The sequence below is a fragment of the Streptomyces sp. NPDC057287 genome, from assembly GCF_042667905.1.
Taxonomy (GTDB): Bacteria; Actinomycetota; Actinomycetes; order Streptomycetales; family Streptomycetaceae; genus Streptomyces.
The window spans coordinates 252,695-269,319 of sequence record NZ_JBHUYV010000009.1; the positions used below are offsets into that span (position 1 = coordinate 252,695).

The 16,625-nt window shown below is 71.9% G+C and carries 15 protein-coding genes and 1 pseudogene; 8 read left to right on the plus strand and 8 right to left on the minus strand.

The window, feature by feature from the left end:
• Position 1 precedes the first annotated feature (1 nt).
• Genes ACFUNE_RS19845 through ACFUNE_RS19855 form a run of 3 tightly spaced genes read left to right on the plus strand, consistent with a single transcriptional unit; the run spans position 2 to position 3,121 of the window.
• A complete protein-coding gene (locus ACFUNE_RS19845; protein WP_383569504.1) occupies positions 2-1,162 on the plus strand; it encodes an acyltransferase in 1,161 nt (386 codons plus the stop codon).
• On the plus strand, positions 1,155-2,456 hold the full coding sequence (locus ACFUNE_RS19850) for a sensor histidine kinase (RefSeq protein WP_383569277.1): 1,302 nt from the start codon (positions 1,155-1,157) through the stop codon (positions 2,454-2,456). The genes ACFUNE_RS19845 and ACFUNE_RS19850 overlap by 8 nt, the downstream gene beginning before the upstream one ends.
• The gene (locus ACFUNE_RS19855; protein ID WP_383569280.1) at positions 2,453-3,121 is read left to right on the plus strand and encodes a response regulator; all 669 of its coding nucleotides are present in this window, start codon (positions 2,453-2,455) and stop codon (positions 3,119-3,121) included. The genes ACFUNE_RS19850 and ACFUNE_RS19855 overlap by 4 nt, the downstream gene beginning before the upstream one ends.
• Here the strand turns inward: ACFUNE_RS19855 and ACFUNE_RS19860 are convergent.
• The 4 genes from ACFUNE_RS19860 to ACFUNE_RS19875 all read right to left on the minus strand — a co-directional run bounded on the left by ACFUNE_RS19860 (position 3,115) and on the right by ACFUNE_RS19875 (position 6,909).
• Complete coding sequence (locus ACFUNE_RS19860) at positions 3,115-4,278, minus strand: serine hydrolase domain-containing protein (RefSeq protein ID WP_383569283.1); 1,164 nt, start codon at positions 4,276-4,278, stop codon at positions 3,115-3,117. The two genes, ACFUNE_RS19855 and ACFUNE_RS19860, sit on opposite strands and share 7 nt — an antisense overlap.
• A gap of 94 nt (positions 4,279-4,372) precedes the next feature.
• Positions 4,373-4,948: a histidine phosphatase family protein gene (locus tag ACFUNE_RS19865; RefSeq protein WP_383569286.1), complete on the minus strand. Its 576-nt coding sequence runs from the start codon at positions 4,946-4,948 to the stop codon at positions 4,373-4,375.
• A 66-nt stretch (positions 4,949-5,014) separates the two neighbouring features.
• On the minus strand, positions 5,015-5,452 hold the full coding sequence (locus ACFUNE_RS19870; protein WP_383569289.1) for a GNAT family N-acetyltransferase: 438 nt from the start codon (positions 5,450-5,452) through the stop codon (positions 5,015-5,017).
• Positions 5,449-6,909 (minus strand): PLP-dependent aminotransferase family protein, encoded by a 1,461-nt coding sequence (locus ACFUNE_RS19875; protein ID WP_383569292.1) that lies wholly within the window; start codon positions 6,907-6,909, stop codon positions 5,449-5,451. The genes ACFUNE_RS19870 and ACFUNE_RS19875 overlap by 4 nt, the downstream gene beginning before the upstream one ends.
• Here ACFUNE_RS19875 and ACFUNE_RS19880 point away from each other — a divergent pair.
• Complete coding sequence (locus tag ACFUNE_RS19880) at positions 6,908-7,894, plus strand: DMT family transporter (RefSeq protein ID WP_383569295.1); 987 nt, start codon at positions 6,908-6,910, stop codon at positions 7,892-7,894. The two genes, ACFUNE_RS19875 and ACFUNE_RS19880, sit on opposite strands and share 2 nt — an antisense overlap.
• A 42-nt stretch (positions 7,895-7,936) precedes the next feature.
• Positions 7,937-8,140, plus strand: coding sequence for a DUF1918 domain-containing protein (locus tag ACFUNE_RS19885; RefSeq protein WP_383569298.1), 204 nt, complete (start codon positions 7,937-7,939; stop codon positions 8,138-8,140).
• Positions 8,141-8,222: 82 nt separating this feature from the next.
• On the opposite strand, the gene ACFUNE_RS19890 is transcribed toward ACFUNE_RS19885, so the two are convergent.
• Positions 8,223-9,479 (minus strand): glycoside hydrolase family 10 protein, encoded by a 1,257-nt coding sequence (locus tag ACFUNE_RS19890; RefSeq protein ID WP_383569301.1) that lies wholly within the window; start codon positions 9,477-9,479, stop codon positions 8,223-8,225.
• A 198-nt stretch (positions 9,480-9,677) separates the two neighbouring features.
• Between ACFUNE_RS19890 and ACFUNE_RS19895 the strand changes: the two genes are divergently transcribed.
• Together ACFUNE_RS19895 and ACFUNE_RS19900 are read left to right on the plus strand one after the other, a co-directional pair.
• Positions 9,678-10,538, plus strand: coding sequence for a 3-hydroxybutyryl-CoA dehydrogenase (locus tag ACFUNE_RS19895; protein WP_329226885.1), 861 nt, complete (start codon positions 9,678-9,680; stop codon positions 10,536-10,538).
• A gap of 1,360 nt (positions 10,539-11,898) precedes the next feature.
• On the plus strand, positions 11,899-13,482 hold the full coding sequence (locus ACFUNE_RS19900) for a protein kinase (RefSeq protein WP_383569304.1): 1,584 nt from the start codon (positions 11,899-11,901) through the stop codon (positions 13,480-13,482).
• Between the two features lie 322 nt (positions 13,483-13,804).
• Here the strand turns inward: ACFUNE_RS19900 and ACFUNE_RS19905 are convergent, their stop codons facing one another.
• Entirely contained in the window at positions 13,805-14,026 is a 222-nt protein-coding gene (locus ACFUNE_RS19905) for a transposase (protein WP_383569307.1), read from the minus strand.
• A gap of 134 nt (positions 14,027-14,160) precedes the next feature.
• Between ACFUNE_RS19905 and ACFUNE_RS19910 the strand changes: the two are divergent.
• Positions 14,161-14,298 (plus strand): annotated as a pseudogene (locus ACFUNE_RS19910) (3-hydroxyacyl-CoA dehydrogenase family protein); the annotation flags it as partial.
• A 65-nt stretch (positions 14,299-14,363) separates the two neighbouring features.
• Here the strand turns inward: ACFUNE_RS19910 and ACFUNE_RS19915 are convergent.
• On the minus strand, positions 14,364-14,894 hold the full coding sequence (locus tag ACFUNE_RS19915) for an NUDIX domain-containing protein (protein ID WP_383569310.1): 531 nt from the start codon (positions 14,892-14,894) through the stop codon (positions 14,364-14,366).
• 87 nt (positions 14,895-14,981) lie between these two features.
• Positions 14,982-16,322: a transcriptional regulator gene (locus tag ACFUNE_RS19920; RefSeq protein ID WP_383569313.1), complete on the minus strand. Its 1,341-nt coding sequence runs from the start codon at positions 16,320-16,322 to the stop codon at positions 14,982-14,984.
• Positions 16,323-16,625: the final 303 nt, after the last annotated feature.

Below are 16,625 nucleotides of genomic sequence, written 5' to 3' on the forward strand. Positions count from 1 at the left end.
CATGCGCCCCCTCGTCCGGCGGATCGACGCGGCCACTCCCCCGGACCGCGACCGCGCGGTCGACGCCCTGCGCGCCCTCGCCATCCTGGGCGTGGTGTGCGGCCACTGGCTGGTGACCGCGCTGGTCGCCGACAGCGGCACGGTGCACGGCGCGAGTCCGCTCCGGCACATGCCCGGACTCACGCCGGTCTCCTGGGTGTTCCAGACGCTCTCCGTCTTCTTCCTGGTGGGTGGCCAGGTGGGCGCGAAGGGGTACCTCTCGGCGCGTGCGAGGGGTGAGTCCTACGGGCACTGGCTGGGGGCCCGGATGGGCCGGCTGTTCCGGCCGGTCGCCGTGGTCACCGCCGTCTGGGCCGTGGCGGGCGCCGTGATGCTGGTCTCGGGGGTGGAAGAGGGGACGGTACGCGCCCTGGGCAAGCTGGTGTGGTCGCCCCTGTGGTTCCTGCTGGTGTTCGCCGCTCTGACGGCGGCGACCCCGCTGGTGGCGCGGCTGCACCCGCTGTGGCCGCTCGCCGTCGTCCTGTACGTCGACCTGTTCAGGCTGGGGCTCGACGGCCCGGCCGCGCTCGGCTGGATGAACGTGGTGGCGGGCTGGCTGGTCCCCTACTGCCTGGGGGCGGCCTGGGCACGGGGCGGGCTGAGCGACCGCAGGACCGGGTGGGTCCTGCTGCTCGGGGGTGCGGGGGCGACGGCGGGGCTGGTGCTGTTCGCCGGGTATCCCGCCTCCATGGTCGGGGTGCCGGGCGGGGCGCTCTCCAACCTCGACCCGCCGTCGCTCGCCGCCGTCACCTTCGGCCTCGCCCAGTGCGGCGCGGCCCTGCTGCTGCTCGGACCGCTGCGGCGGGCCCTCGCGCGGCCCGCCGCGTGGGCGGCGGTCGCCCTGCTGAACCTCTCCGCGATGACGGTGTTCCTGTGGCACCAGACCGCGATGATCGTCGTCACGTCGGCCGTCCTGTTCCTGAGCGGCCCGGTGCCCGGCCTCCACACGGTTCCCGACGGCCCCGGCTGGGTGCTCGCCCGGCTCGCGTGGCTGCCGGTGTTCGCCCTCGTGCTGCTGGTGTGCCGGTCCGCGTTCGGGGCGTACGAGCAGCGGGGCGGCGGCAGTTCGACCGTCGTACGGGCGGGCTCCCCCACCCGGACACCGGAGTCGCGCCGTGTCTAAGCTGAGCGGTATGACGGGGGCGGGGGCCTGGGGCCGGATCGTGGTGGCGGCGCGGGCGCTGCCCCGCGTGCTGCGCGAGGACCTGTGGACCGCTCCGGTCGATCCGGTGCCGCCCACGGGTGCGCCCGGATCGCCGGTCTGGCGGCCCGCGTTCGGGATGCTGCTGACACTCGGGGTGGCGACCGTCGCCGTCTGGCACGTCGCCGACCTGGTCCCGCACGGCGCCGCCGTGCCCGAGTACGCGGTGCTCCTGGTCGTGAGCCAGGCGATGGCACTGCTCATCGGGATGTGGCAGCCGCTGTACGCATGGTGGGCCTCGCTGGCCCTGATGGTCGTCAGTGTGCGGATCGCGGCGTCCGTGATGGCGCCCGGTGAGCTGTTCCCGTGGACCGGCGCCGAGATCGCGTTGCAGTCAACGGCCCTGTTCCTGCTGACGCTCCGCGTGCGTCCACGCCGGGCGGGTCTCGCGCTCGCGCTGAGCCTGCTGGCGGGCCTGACGGCCGGCTTCACCGCCAGGCCCCACCACTACTCACTCGGCATCGCCGCACCGGTCCTCCTCACGGCTGTGGCGATCGGCATGGCGCTGCGCGCCCTGCGGGTGGCCCGCACACAGCTCGTCGTGCAGTCGGGCCTGACGGCGGAGGAACGGTCCCGCCGCACCCTGCTGGAGGAGCGCAACCGGATCGCGCGCGAGCTGCACGACGTGGTCGCCCACCACATGTCGGTGATCTCCATCCAGGCGCAGGTGGCCCCGCACCTGGTCGAGAATCCGTCGGACGAGCTCAAGGAGAACCTCGCGGGCATACGCGAGAGCGCCGTGGAGGCACTCGCCGAGCTGCGCCGGGTGCTCGGTGTGCTGCGCGCGGAGGACGCGGCGGCGGACGGCCTGCGGCACGCGCCGCAGCCCACCCTGGACCGGCTGGACGAGCTGATCGGCAAGGTACGGGGCACGGGTCTCGACGTCACGACGGAGACGACGGGCAGGCGCCGGCCGCTGCCGCCCGGGGTGGAGCTGTCGGCCTACCGGATCGTGCAGGAGGCCCTGAGCAATGTGCTGCGCCACGCCCCGGGCGCGCGTGCCCGGGTCGAGGTCGGCTACCACTCCACCGCCGTCACGGTCCGGGTCACCAACACCGCGACGGGCGCGCCGGTCGCACCAGTGGAGGGTGTGGGGCACGGACTGCTCGGGATGCGCGAACGCACCGCCATGCTGGGCGGCGAGCTCACCGACGGCCCCACCCCCGGCGGGGGTTACGAAGTAGTGGCGACACTCCCCCTGGAGGACCCCTCATGACCATCCGCGTGCTGATAGCCGACGACCAGATGATGGTCCGCCAGGGCTTCACGGTGCTGCTGAACGCCGAGCCGGGCATCGAGGTCGTCGGTCAGGCCGTGGACGGGCTGGACGCGCTCGAGAAGGCCGCGGAACTGGCCCCCGACGTCGTCCTGATGGACATACGGATGCCGCGCCTCGGCGGCATCGACGCCACGCGCCGCCTGACCGAGGTGCCGGGGTCGGCCGTCAGGGTCCTCGTCCTGACCACCTTCGACCTCGACGAGTACGTGTACGAGGCACTGCGCTCGGGCGCCTCGGGCTTCCTGCTGAAGGACGCGTCGGCCGCCGAACTGGCGCAGGCGGTAAGGGTGGTGGCGGCGGGGGACGCGCTGCTCGCACCGAACATCACCAAGCGGCTGATCGCCGAGTTCTCCCGGGTGAGCGCCGGGCCGCGCGCGCCGAGCAGGGAGCGCGTCGCCGACCTGACGGAACGGGAGACGGAGGTGCTGTCGCTGATCGCGCAGGGCCTGTCGAACGCGGAGATCGCTGTGCGCCTGGTGGTGGCGGAGCAGACCGTGAAGACGCATGTGAGCCGGATCCTGGTGAAGCTCGGCCTGCGCGACCGCACCCAGGCGGCGGTGTTCGCGTACGAGTCGGGGCTGGTGCGCCCCGCCGGTTACTGAGCCGTGGGCAGGGCGCCGTACACGGCGTCGACCAGTGCCATCTTGCGCGGGTCGTCGGCGATGTTCGGGCCCATGCGGTTCATGACGTAACCGAGAGCGATCCCGGCCTCGGGATCGGCGAGACCGCAGGAGCCGCCTGCCCCGTCGTGGCCGACGGCGCGCGGGTTGGGGCCGTACGAGCCGTTCGGGCCGCTCAGCCAGAGGCCGAGGCCGAGTTCGGTCTCGTGGGCGAAGCCCGCCCCCAGCACCAGGTCCCGGCAGCTGCCCTGCCCCTCCCGGACTCGCTCGGCCGCCTCCTCGGACAGGATCCGCCGGCCGTCGAGGGCGCCGCGTCCGGCGAGGATTCCGTAGAGGGAGGCGACCGCGCGGGCGGTGCCGTGGCCGTTGGCCGCCGGGATCTCGGCGGCCCGCCACCCGGGGGTGTTCGCGGCGGCGGTGCCCGTACCGGGGTTGAGCAGCGAGGCGATGGCCACCGGTTCCATCGCCGCGAACAGGGCGGCCTGTTCACGGGAGACGCTCTTCGGCTGGACCAGCTCGGCGACCCGTCCGGCGTCCTCCTCCGGGAGGCCCACGGTGAAGTCGATGGAGAGCGGTCCGGTGATCTCCTGCCGCAGGAACTCCCCCGGCAGCAGACCGGTGATCCTGCGGACCACCTCGCCGACGAGGAAGCCGTACGAGATCGCGTGGTACCCGGAGCGGGTGCCCGGCTCCCACCAGGGCTCGGTGGCCGCGAGGCGGGCCGTGGTCAGCTCCCAGTCGTAGAGCTCGGCCAGGGTGTGCGGATCGCGCAGGCCGGCGACGCCGGAGCGGTGCGAGAGCAGGTGGCGCACGCGCACGGATTCCTTGCCCGCGGCGGCGAATTCGGGCCAGTACGCCGCCACCGGGGCGTCCAGGTCCAGGAGGCCGCGGTCGACGAGGACATGGGCGCAGAGCGCGGTGGGGCCCTTCGTGGTCGACCAGACGTTGACCACGGTGTCCCGCTCCCAGGGGCGGGTCCGGCCCCCGTCGGCCCAGCCGCCCCAGAGGTCGACCACGGGGGCACCGTCGAGCAGGACGGTCACGGCCGCGCCCAGCTCGTCGCGCTCGGCGAAGTTCGCCTCGAACGCCTCGCGCACCGCGGCGAACCGGTCGTCACAGTGGCCATGGATCTGCGGCACGGATCTCTCCTCGTCTCGGTGCCACGCACCATACCGACTGGTCGGACTGACAGGAAGGCGCTGTGCGGCCTGTTCCTCCGACCGGGTGATCCGGTCAGCGCGGGAGCGCTTCGAAGCTCACGCTCCAGCGGCCCGGGAGTCCGGTGATCGTCACGGCGGAGAGCGGCCGGACGTCGACGTTCCAGTACGTCGACGGCGGGGCCTTGAGGGCGTACACGAGAGCCGCGCGGACGACGGCCGGTTCGGCGACGGCGACGAGGGCGCCCTCCTGGACCGGGCGGGTGTCGAGCCAGCTACCCACCCGCGATATGAAGTCGAGCAGGGATTCACCGCCGTGCGGGGCGGAGCGGGGATCGGCGAGCCAGGCGCCCACGGCGGCCGGTTCGTGGGCGGCGACCTCAGCCAGGGTCAGCCCTCTCCAGCGGCCCATGTCGCAGTCGCGCAGCGCGAGCTGGACGAGTGGCGCGAAGCCGAGGGCGTCGCCCGTGGCACGGCTGCGCGGGGTGGGCGAGCAGTAGCGCAGCTCGGCGGCGCCGAGCCGCACCAGGGTGTGGGCGGCGAGCTGGACCTCACGCCAGCCGGCGTGGTCGAGCGGCCGGTCGTCGTCGAAACGCTCGGCGAGGAGGGCGGAGCTGCGCGCTGCGGCGACCAGGGACACCCGAACACTCATGGGCGCGATCGTGGGGCCCGGCGTCGCGCCGGTCAAGAGGGCGCCCCGGCCGCACGCGGCCCTGCCTCAGCCCACCTGGAGGGCCATCCACATGTCCGGCTCGGCGAGCGGGGTGAAGCCGAGCTTCGCGTATACCCCGTGGGCGTCCTTGGTGGCGAGCAGGAACCGTCGCACTCCCAGCGGGGACAGCCCGTCGCGGACGGTGGTGACGAGCCGGGTTCCGAGACCGTGGCCGCGCGCAGCGCGGTCGACGTACACGTCGCAGATCCACGCGAAGGAGGCGCTGTCGGTCACCACGCGGGCATAGGCCTGCTGCTCGCCCGAAGCGAGGTCGTAGGCGCCGAAGTTGAGCGAACCCGCTATCGCCCGGTCCTGCTGTTCCCGGGTGCGGCCGAGCGCCCAGTAGGCGTCCGTGGACAGCCAGTGGTGGACGCGGGCCGGGTCGAGCCGGGTGGGGTCGTCGGAGATCTCGTAGGCCCGTCCGGCGCTGTCGTTGGCGTTCATCCGGGGAGGCTATCGCCCGGCACCCGCAGCTCGTCGAGCGCTTTTCGCAGCCTGCGCACCCCCTCGGCGATCTCCGCGGGGCCCGAGAGGGCCGCGAAGCTGAGCCTGACGTGCCCGGCGGGGGGCTCGGCGCAGTGGTACGGCCGGCCGGGCGCCACGGCGACGCCGGCCCGCAGGGCGGCGGAGACCAGGGCGGGCTCGCCGGCCACCGGGCCGGGCAGCCGGAGCCAGATGCTCCCGCCGCCCGACGGCACGTGCGGCAGGGTGAGTTCGGGCAGCCCGCCGCGCACCGCCGCGGTCATCGCTGTGCGGCGGGCGGCGAGTTCGGCGGCCACGGCCCGGAGATGGCGCTCCCAGGACGGCGAGCCGACGAGTTCGAGCGCCGCCTCCTGGATCGGGCGGGGCACGAAGAAGCTGTCGACGACCTGGATGGCGCGCAGCCGTTCGAGGACGGGGCCACGGGCGGCCAGCGCGCCGACGCGGAGACTGGGCGACGTGATCTTGGTGAGGGAGCGCACGTGGACGACGACACCGTCGGGGTCGTGCGCGGCCAGGGGCTCGGGCAGGGTGCCGGTGTCCGCGTGGACGAGATGGCGGGCGAAGTCGTCCTCGACGACGAAGGCGCCCGCATCCCTCGCGGCCCGCACGATCCGCTCGCGCCGTTCGGGGGCGAGGATCACGCCCGTCGGGTTCTGGAAGAGCGGCTGGCAGACGAAGACCCTGGCCCCGGTTGCCCGGAACGCCGCTTCCAGCAGGTCGGGCCGCACCCCGTCGGTGTCCACCGGGACGGGTACGGGCCGCAGGCCGGTGGCGCGGGCGGCGGCCAGCATGCCGGGATAGGTGGGCGATTCGACGAGGACGGGGGCGCCGGGCGGGGCGAGCGCCCGCAGCGCGGTGGCCAGAGCGCTCTGCCCTCCGGCGGTGATCAGGACGTCGGCCGCGGTGAGGGAGGGGCCGATCTCCCGGGCGAACCAGGAGCGCAGCTCGGCCAGGCCGTCGGTGGGCGGCCTGCCCCACGCCCCCGGCCGGCGTCCGGCCCGGGCCAGCGCGGCGGCCAGGGCCCGCTCGGGCTGGAGACCGGGGTGGAGGTAGCCGCCGTTGAATTCGATCACTCCCGGCGGCGGTGCGGCGAGGGTGACGAGGACTCCCGACGCGTCGACGGTGCGCGGCACGACCTCGGGCCCGCCCCCGCCACTGAGCGATACCTCCTGCCAGGAGGTGTCGCCCGGGGCGGGAGCGGCGGTGCGTGGCTCGGCCAGGAAGGCTCCGGAGCCGGGCCGGGTGACGACCAGGCCCTCCGCGGCGAGCTGCGCCACGGCCCGGGAGACGGTCACCGGGCTGACCCTGAAGCGCTCGACGAGTGCACGGCTCGACGGCAGCTTCCCACCCGGCGAGTAGCGGTTGAGCTCATCCTTCAAGGAGAGCACCAGTTCGGCCACGCTGCTACGCTCATGCATGACAGCAAAGAATAGCGCTACTGCACCACGGGCGATAGCGGTCGAGGTCGGCCTCCCCACCGCGCGCCGCGGTCCCGGGAGCGGGGTCCTCCTCGCCGGTCTCGGCGTCCTGGCCTTCTCGCTGACCTTCCCCTCCACGGTGTGGGGGCTGGAGAGCTTCGGCCCCTGGTCCCTGGTCGCGCTGCGCAGCGTGCTCGCCGCCCTGGTCGCCGGATGCGCCCTGCTGGCGGCCCGCGTCCCGGTGCCCGAGCGCCGCCACTGGGCCGGACTCGCGGTCGTGGCGGGCGGCGTGGTGGTGGGGTTCCCCCTGCTGACCTCGCTGGCCCTGCAGACCTCCACCAGCTCGCACGCGGCCGTCGTGGTGGGGCTGCTGCCCCTGACGACCGCGCTCCTCTCGGCCCTGCGCACCGGTTCGCGGCCTCCGCGCGCCTTCTGGGCCGCCGCGTTGGCCGGGGCGGCCGTGGTGATCGCCTTCACGGTCCAGCAGAGCGGCGGGACACTGTCCGGCGGCGATCTGTACCTGTTCGGGGCGCTCCTGGTCTGCGCCGCGGGCTACACCGAAGGGGGCAGGCTGGCCGGGGTGATGCCGGGCTGGCAGGTGATCGGCTGGGCCCTCGTCCTCTGCCTGCCGGTCTCGGTGGCGGGCGCGGCGGTGGCACTGCCGTCCGAACCCGTGCACCTCACGGCCCACGGCGTCGTCGGCCTGGTCTGGGTCGCCGTCGTGTCGACCTTCCTCGGGCTGTACGTCTGGTACCGGGGCATGGCGGAGATCGGAGTGCCGCGGGCCAGCCAGCTCCAGCTGGCTCAGCCGCTGCTCACCCTTGTCTGGTCGTTCCTCGCCCTGGGCGAGGAGGTGTCCGCCGCCGCCCCGGTGGCGGCGGTGGCCGTCCTGGTGTGCATCGCCGTCACCCAGCGCGCGGGGAGCCGGAAAGAGGGCAGCCGGGGTGGGTGCCGGGCGGAAGCCGCGCAGCCGGTCCGGTCATAGACTTGTCGACATGGACCGCCACCCGTGAGGAGGTCACTCCCGATGGAGGCACACACGGGCGACCGGCTGCTGACGCACGGCAGGACCGTGGGACAGCACGACCGGGTCGCAGAGATCATCGAGGTGCTCGGCGACGGGGGCAGTCCCCCGTACCGGCTGCGCTTCGAGGACGGGCACGAGTCGATCAGGTCCCCGGGCCCCGACAGCGTCGTCCAGCACACCACCCCCGAGGACCTGAAGGGGTAGAGCGAGCGTGCGCCGGGGGCACGAGCGGCTCCCGGCGCACGCGCCCCCGAGATGAAGGGCACGTGCCCCGGCGGCTCCGGGGTCAGCGGGGGGCGCGGGCCCGGACCTGGTAGTGGTCGGCCACCACCCTGGCCATCGCACCGATGGGGTCGGCCTTCACCTGCTTCGCGGAGAAGTAGACGTGGCCGCCCACCTCCGGATGACCGGCCGCGAGGTCGAGGTGCCGGGAGAGTTCGGCCGGGTCCTGCCAGGCGGCGGGCTGCGCCGGGTCGCCCGCCTTGTAGAGCGCCTCCCCGATGTACAGCCCGACCCCCGTACCCCGGACCGTCTCGGCCCACCACGGCAGCAGCTTCGCGTAGTCGGCGGCCGAGAAGCCGATGTTCCAGTAGATCTGCGGGCAGATGTAGTCGATCCAGCCCTCCTTCACCCACTTCCGGGTGTCGGCGTGCAGGTCGTCGTAGGTCTGCACGCCGGCCGCGGTGTCCGATCCCAGCGGATCGGTCGAGGCGTTGCGCCACACCGCGAAGGGACTGATCCCGAAGCGGACGCCGCTCCTGACCTCCTTGATCCGTGCGGCCGTCTCGCTCACCAGCCGGTCGGTGTTGTCCCGGCGCCAGGACGCCTTGTCCGCGAAGTCGTCCCCGTACAGCTCGTACGCGGCGTCGTCGTCGAAGACCTGGCCGGCCACCGGGTAGGGGTAGAAGTAGTCGTCCCAGTGCACCGCGTCGACGGCGTAACGGCTCACCGCGTCCAGCATCGCGTCCTGGACGAACTCCCTGACCTCGGGGAGCCCGGGGTTGTAGTAGAGCTTCCCGCCGTACGGCAGGACCCACTCCGGGTGCAGCCGGGCGGGGTGCGAGGCGATGAGACGTGAGGGATCCGTGTGGTTCGCGACCCGGTAGGGGTTGAACCACGCGTGCAGCTCCAGGCCGCGGGCGTGCGCCTCCCGCACGGCTGTGCCCAGCGGGTCCCAGCCGGGGTCCTTGCCCTGGACACCGGTGAGGCACTGGGCCCACGGCTCGTACGACGAGGGCCACAGGGCGTCGGCGCTCGGCCGGACCTGGAGGACCACGGCGTTCAGCCGGAGGTCGACCGCACGGTCCAGATGCGCGATCAGCTCCGCCTGCTGGGCAGCGGCGCTCAGCCCCGGCGCCGAGGGCCAGTCCAGGTTGGCGACGGTGGCGATCCACACCCCGCGCAGCTCGCCCTGGTCCGCCCTGCGGTGCCGGTGCCGGGCTGGGCCCGGCCGGCGCGCCGCGACGGCGTCACCCGCAGTCATCAGCGCGGCCACCGTGCTCGCCGCGCCCAGAACCAAGGACCTCCGGCCCATACGACGCATCTGTGTACCTTTCTTATCGCTTGTTCCCGTATGCCATGTCAGCGGTGCGTGACGCAGATCATGCCCGCCGCCGGACCGTTCGACCCGCGGCTCACCGGAGCCTGAACGCGGGTTAACGTCATGGGGTCGAGGCGGGCACCGGAACCGAACGGGAACTGCCGCACGAAGATCAGCGAAAGGCACGAGGTGACGGACTCTATGGCCGACATTGCACGCGTCGGAGTGGTCGGCTGTGGCCAGATGGGCGCAGGCATCGCGGAGGTGTGTGCCCGCAGCGGCCTCGAGGTCAAGGTGGCAGAGACCACCGGCGAGGCGCTGGAGATAGGGCGTACCCGGCTCCACAACTCCCTCTCCAAGGCCGCCGAACGCGGCAAGATCACCGTGGAGGAGCGCGACGAGACCCTTGCCCGCCTGAGCTTCACCACCGACCTCGGCGAGTTCGCGGACCGCGACCTGGTGATCGAGGCCGTCGTGGAGAACGAGCAGGTCAAGACCGAGATCTTCCAGGTGCTCGACCAGGTGGTGACCCGGCCGGACGCCATCCTCGCCTCGAACACCTCCTCCATCCCGCTGGTGAAGCTGGCCGTGGCCACCTCCCGGCCGGACCAGGTCATCGGCATCCACTTCTTCAACCCGGCACCGGTGCAGCGGCTCGTCGAGCTGATCCCGGCGCTGACGACGTCCGACGAGACGATAAAGCGTGCCGAGGCCGTCGTGCAGGACGTGCTCGACAAGCACGCGATCCGCGCCCAGGACCGTTCGGGCTTCGTCGTCAACGCGCTGCTGATCCCGTACCTTCTCTCGGCGATCCGGATGTTCGAGTCGGGCATCGCCAGCCGCGAGGACATCGACAACGGCATGGAGATGGGCTGCGCCCACCCGATGGGCCCGTTGAAGCTCGCCGACCTGATCGGCCTGGACACCGTGGCCTCGGTCGCCGACTCGATGTACGCGGAGTACAAGGAGCCCCTGTACGCCGCTCCCCCGCTGCTCCAGCGCATGGTGGACGCGGGCCGGCTCGGCCGCAAGACGGGGTCGGGCTTCTACCCGTACGACTGACCGCCCGTCCGCGGGCCCGGCGCTCACGCCGCCGGGCCCGCGGGGCACGTGGGTCGGCCAGGTGCGGCCAGGGCCGCGGTATCGGGACTGACCTCTCTCACGACCGGCTTGATGCGCTGACAGGACCCCGTGATGACGTACCGATTCAGGCGCCCGCGCTCCCAGGACCAAGATCGATTCTGACGGCTGCTCAACTCCGGAACCCGTGCCCATCGAGCTGTCGGCCGCAGGCGGAACGCGGCCGGTCGCCTCTTGATGTGGCGCCTCCGGACTGTGCCACGTGGCCCGGGCTCCCTGTGATGCTCAGGCGGTGGTGAGCCGTTCGATGAGGGTGTCCGGTGCCGGTCGCAGATCTGCTCGCCGTGCCACAGGGCCCGCTCCAGGTTCTCGGTCTGGCGTCAGGCGGTGTACTGCGAGGGCGGGTCGGGGGGCAGCGCGAGTCACGCGGTGCAGGGAAGGCCGGACAGCCGGTGTGGTCGTGCGTCGTGTTCGGGGTGCTCATGGGTGCTCCCGTGGGGGGGATGGTTGCGGGGTACAGGGACACCGCAGGCGGTGTCCGCCGCTTTACACCCGGGCGGGTCATACGGTGGCGGCGTCACGGACAGCCGCAGAGCGCGAAGAACGAATGCGGCCTCGCCCGGTACGAAGTCCGCCGCTAAGTCGGCTGGCACCGGCTCATCACCCTCGCCGTGCTCGCCCACGCATTCCTCGCCTTACCGCCGCCCAAAAGCGCCAAGAGGGAGATCCGAACACGACACACCCGACCTCGTGGACCTCACCCCCGCCGAGATCCGCCGTCTACTGGCAACTACCCGCCCATGTCCTACTCGACAGAGCAACCACGTGATGAACTGGTCCAGTTGGCGCCGCCGACAGCAGGCCCAGGGCCCGCCGCTGTCACTACACACGGCGTGGTCATCCGTTCGCAGGACAGGCCGGGCGAACCCGCCCCGCACTCGGCACCACGGCGCCAAAATCCCCTCAATCAAGCCGTTGACCAGGACATATACCGAAGGCCGACTGGAGTACTGGTCGGCGATGCCGGACGCCGCGGCGTCCTCGCCGCCGTAGCAGTGGGCTCGACAAAGAAGTGCCAGTCATCCTCGATGCGAGCCCGCTCTGGCACAGGATGCCTGTGCCGGAGCGAGGGTCTGCTGGGCCGCCGCCGGGGCATGCGCCGTAAGCGCACGGGTGCGCCGAATCGGCAGTTGCTGTTGGATGGGTCCCCCACCGAATCGCGGCCCGCTGCACGCCGATATCCCCTTTCTTCGCTCGTAGTTGAGCCAAGCAAGGCATTGTCGGGAATGATGCGGGCATCTCAACGAGCGGCCCTCGCCGGGCTGCGGAGCAGGGGCGTGGCATGGGAATGTTAGAGGCTTTGGAGCCGGAGGACCCGCGGCAGGTAGGACGCTACAAAATCCTGTCCCGGCTGGGTGCAGGCGGCATGGGGCGGGTGTACTTGGCGCGATCGCCCGGCGGGCGTCCGGTAGCGGTGAAAGTGGTGCGCCCGGATCTGGCCCGAGACGGCGAGTTCCGGCGCCGCTTCGCCCGCGAGGCGGCCGCGGCCGCCCGGGTCAACGGAGCCTTCACCGCCGGCGTGGTCGACGCCAACCCGGGCGGCTCCCCAGCCTGGCTGGCCACAGTCTACGTGCCAGGCGTCTCCCTGGGCGAGGCGGTCACAGGGCACGGCCCCTGGCCGACACCATCGGTACTCGCCCTGGGTGCCGGATTGGCGGAGGCCCTGGAGGCGATCCACACGGCCGGAGTCGTCCACCGCGACCTCAAACCCTCCAACGTACTCCTCGCCGTCGACGGACCGAGAGTAATCGACTTCGGCATTTCGGTGGCCGGTGAAGCCAGTGCCCTGACCGGAACCGGCATGGCGATCGGCACCCCCGGCTTCATGTCTCCCGAGCAGCTCACCGACAGCCCTGTCGGACCGGCCAGCGACGTCTTCGCCTTCGGCGCGCTACTGGCCTACACCGCCACCGGAGTCGGCCCATTTGGCACCGGCGCGTCACACGCGCTCCATTTCCGCGCGGTCTACGAACAGCCCAACTTGGATCTCCTCCCGCCCGAACTGCGCTCTGTGGTGGCCGCTTGCCTGGCCAAGCAGCCCGAGCAACGCCCCACCGTGGCCGCTCTGCTCGACAGGCTGACAACCGCCTCCGGCAGCGAAGGCGGAGATGCGGGCACCTCCACACTGCTGCTCACCGAGCCCGGCTGGATGCCCGCCCCGGTTGCCCGACTCGTCCGGGAGCACACCTCCGCCGCCATGCCGCACACTGCCACCGCCATCGCGCAACCTTCCACCGCCATGCCACACCCGCCTACCGCCATCCCTCACACCCCACCCCCGCCGTCTCCGGACAGGCCTCTGCCTGCAACAACTCTGACTGCCCCCGGCATCCGGCGCCCCGTGATCCAGCAAGCGAGGAGCAAGGGGAGCATCATCCCGACTCCGGTTCCGGCCCCTCCTCCGCAGTTCGCAGAGCAGCCCGCACCACAGACCGCAACACCGGCCGGCTCCATCGTCCCCACCCAGGACCTGGTCAAGCAGTTCCTCGGTGAGATGGAGATGCATTACGCCGTCGATGACGAGGGTGACCTCACAACGCCATGGCAGGATTTCCGCACCTACTACATGTTCCGCGGCGAAGATGACCAGCAGGTCTTCTCTGTGCGCACGTTCTACGACCGCCCGTACAACCTCGCCGAAAGACCCCAGCTTCTCGAGACAATCGCCGATTGGAACCGCCGCTCGCTGTGGCCGAAGGTGTACAGCCACAATTCCGACGACGGCTTCGTCCGCCTCGTCGGAGAAACCCAGATGCTGATCGGCACCGGAGTGAGCCGTGAGCACTTCGCGTCATCCCTAGCCAACTGGGTCCGTGCTTCGATCGAATTCGACCATTGGCTCGTGGAGCAACGCGGGCTCTCCTGAGTCCAAGGCTTCGGCGTAGTTCGATCTTGTCCCTTCTGATCAGCTAAGACCGAGAAGGGCGAGGGGCGGTTCTGGTAGCGGGCTGTCCGGCGGAGTCCGGAGGCGATGTTGCTGATGCCGGCCGGACGGAGGGCGCCGATAGCGAGGTTCCGGTAGGCCGCCATGGCCCGAGGCACGTTGCCCGCCCGCAGCTGGGAGGCATTTTCCGCAAAGGTCACGTCCCTCACGTGGTGCAGAGCCTCGACGGTATAGACCTTGAGCCGGCGGATCTCGTGGCGGCCATGGCCGGTGCTGCGGGTCCGCTCCTGGAGCGGAATCTGTTTCAGGGAAGGGACTTGAGCTGCTTGCGGAGCTTCTTCTGCTTACCCTTCACGATCACGATGTAGTGGGCTCGCCGGTCCAGGAGATTGGCGGCATGGTCGTGCTGGGTATGTAGCGCGTCGCTGGTCACGGCCGTTCCCACCATGTCGGGCAGGGTGCCCAGGAGGGTCTGGAAACGGGTGATCTCGTTGGTCTTCTCGCCGACGTCCATCTGAGCGAGCACCAGTCCGCTGCCGTGATCACACGCGGCCGGGAGGTGGCTCTCCCGGCCGCCGGCGCGGGCGGCACCGTGCAGCGACCGAACAACCAACGAAAGCACAGGTCACAGGGCTATCGCAACGCCGACCAGTTGTACGTGAGTACAAGGAGCCCCTGTACGCCGCTCCCCCGCTGCTCCCCCGCTGCTCCCCCGCTGCTCCCCCGCTGCTCCAGCGCATGGTGGACGCGGGCCGGCTCGGCCGCAAGACGGGGTCGGGCTTCTACCCGTACGACTGAGCCGTCCTGCCGGTGCGGCGGACCCCCTGAATCTCCGGTGGGGTCCGCCGCACCGGCATGTGACGTCAGCCCAGTTGCATGTGATGGAGCATCAGCAGCCCCGCCGCCATGTTGGCCGCGGGGATCTCGCCGCGCGCGACCATGTCCGGCACGAGTTTGAGCGGCACCCACTCGCGCCGCGAGGACTCGAAGTCGTCCGCCGGGTGTCCGGTGTACGTCGCCTCGCGGGACCAGAAGAGGTGGTGCCGGGCGTCGACGAGGCCGTTGGCCGGTTCGACGGTCATCAGGGGGCGCAGCTCACCGGGGCGCCAGCCGGTCTCCTCCTCCATCTCCCGTGCCGCGGCCGCGGCGATGTCCTCACCGTCCTCGACCACGCCCGCGGCCAGCTCCCAGCCCCAGCTGTCGGTGATGAAGCGGTGCCGCCAGAGGAGCAGGACCTCGTTGGCCTCGTTGACGACGGTCGCCGCGGCGACGGCCCGGAGCCGTATGAGGAAGTGGTCCAGGTGCCGGCCGTCAGGGAGTACGACGTCCGCCAGATTGACCCGGAACCAGCGATTCTCGTACACGGTCTGTTCGCTTAAGTTCGTCCACTGCACAGTTTTGCCACCTTCCGACTGGTTGATGGCAACATCGCAGCAGGGTCCGCCCCGCAGGGGAACGCGTGCAGGGCTCCGGGACGAGGCTCACAGGGGCACGCGGAGCGCTCCGTCGATCAGGCCCGCCGCCGCTTCGGCGTCGGCGCAGCCGCTCGCGGCCAGATGTTCCCGCACGGAGCGCAGCCTGTCCCGGAGCCGCTGGGACTCCATGCCCCGGGCGCGTTCCGCCATCTCCGACGCCGTGCGGGCCGCCCTGTCGGCCTCGCCCTGGAGCAGCTCGAGATGGGTGAGCAGCGCGAGCCGGTGCACGGTGCCCCGGTCGTGCGCCGGGGAGCGTACCGCCGCCGTGGCGTGCTCCCGGGCACCGGCGAGGTCCCCGAGGCTCAGCAGCGCCTCCGCCACCTGGACGTTGACGAGGCCGGGCTGGACGTATCCCGTCTCGTCCGGCTCACTGCCGCTGCGGATGCGTCCGGCCTCGGTCTCCGCACGGCGGATGCACTCCAGGGCGCTGCGGTCGTCGCCGAGCTGGGCGTAGGCCTTGGCCTGCATCGCGTGCAGATCGGTGGCCAGCGCCGGTGTGATGTGCGGGCCCGCGGCCCTCAGGGCCGCCTCGGCGAAGGCGACGGACCGGCGGAATTCGGCCAGGTACAGCGACTGGTTCACGAGCAGCGCGATCACGTAGCCGCCGAGCCCCCGGTCCCCGCTGGCCTTGGCCAGGCGCAGGGCCTGGTGGAAGTAGCGCTGGGCGAGCCCGTGGGCGTCGGAGTCGTAGGCGCAGATGCCGGCGACCGCCACCAGGCCGGCGGTCGCACGGTGGAGCTGACGGCCCGTGGCGTCGCTGTACCCGCCTCGCAGCAGCGGCGCGGTCTCGGCGTTGAGGAAGCCGACGATGCGGGATCTGGTCGCGATGCCGCCCGCCTTCCGGTACATCTGCTCGTAGTGGGCGCGGGCGGCGCGGAGCATCGCTATGTCCGCCATGCTCACGCGGGACGGTCCGGGGCGGGAGACATCCGCGTCCTCGGGAGGGTTCTCCCACTCCCAGACCGGCATCACCGCTGTCGTGCCCGTGACGGCCGCCGCGGTGGCGAGGTGCGGACGCTGCTGTTCGTCGGAGCGCCACAGGGCCGTCGCGTGCTCGACGAACCCGGAGAGACCGGCGCCGGGGGCCGTCGTGTGGAGTCCTGCGATCCCCATGCCGACGTCGTCGAGCGTGACGGGCCGGCCCAGCCGGATCGCGAGGACCTCGCAGATCAGGTCGGGCACCTGCCCCCGCGGGCGCTGGCCCTTGAGCCAGCGGGAGACCGCCGTGTGTTCGTAACGCAGGCACAGCCCGCGGGCGCGGCCTGCCTGGTTGACGTGGCCGGCGAGCCCCGCACGGGACACACCCGCCTCGTCGATCAGGGAATCGAGCAGGACGTTGGGCTCCATTGCCCCCCCATGTGCGTGTCGCGATGAGCCTAGTGGAGCACGATTCACACGGGGTGTGAACGGAATGCCCGAACCGTCCTGCTGTGCGCTCTGCCGCGCCGGGGCACCGCTCGGTTGAATGAGTGCCTCGCAAGAGGCGGCCGGGTCGTCGGCTCCCCCTCGTACAGTTCGACGACCCGCACCCGCGCCGTCCGCCCTGCCGGCCTGCCCGACACTCCGTGGCAGGACGGTCGGCGCCGGATCGCACGGCCCACTGCCCCGATGACAGCCGGGTCCGTGTGCGGTCCCCACGCCGTCCTGCGA

Excerpts from the sequence above, each read along its gene's own strand:
- ACFUNE_RS19845 (WP_383569504.1), top strand. The coding sequence starts at position 2 with ATGCGCCCCCTCGTCCGGCGGATCGACGCGGCCACTCCCCCGGACCGC.
- ACFUNE_RS19855 (WP_383569280.1), top strand. The coding sequence starts at position 2,453 with ATGACCATCCGCGTGCTGATAGCCGACGACCAGATGATGGTCCGCCAG.
- ACFUNE_RS19865 (WP_383569286.1), bottom strand. The coding sequence starts at position 4,948 with ATGAGTGTTCGGGTGTCCCTGGTCGCCGCAGCGCGCAGCTCCGCCCTC.
- ACFUNE_RS19870 (WP_383569289.1), bottom strand. The coding sequence starts at position 5,452 with ATGAACGCCAACGACAGCGCCGGACGGGCCTACGAGATCTCCGACGAC.
- ACFUNE_RS19880 (WP_383569295.1), top strand. The coding sequence starts at position 6,908 with ATGACAGCAAAGAATAGCGCTACTGCACCACGGGCGATAGCGGTCGAG.
- ACFUNE_RS19875 (WP_383569292.1), bottom strand. The coding sequence starts at position 6,909 with ATGCATGAGCGTAGCAGCGTGGCCGAACTGGTGCTCTCCTTGAAGGAT.
- ACFUNE_RS19885 (WP_383569298.1), top strand. The coding sequence starts at position 7,937 with ATGGAGGCACACACGGGCGACCGGCTGCTGACGCACGGCAGGACCGTG.
- ACFUNE_RS19890 (WP_383569301.1), bottom strand. The coding sequence starts at position 9,479 with ATGCGTCGTATGGGCCGGAGGTCCTTGGTTCTGGGCGCGGCGAGCACG.
- ACFUNE_RS19895 (WP_329226885.1), top strand. The coding sequence starts at position 9,678 with ATGGCCGACATTGCACGCGTCGGAGTGGTCGGCTGTGGCCAGATGGGC.
- ACFUNE_RS19900 (WP_383569304.1), top strand. The coding sequence starts at position 11,899 with ATGGGAATGTTAGAGGCTTTGGAGCCGGAGGACCCGCGGCAGGTAGGA.
- ACFUNE_RS19920 (WP_383569313.1), bottom strand. The coding sequence starts at position 16,322 with ATGGAGCCCAACGTCCTGCTCGATTCCCTGATCGACGAGGCGGGTGTG.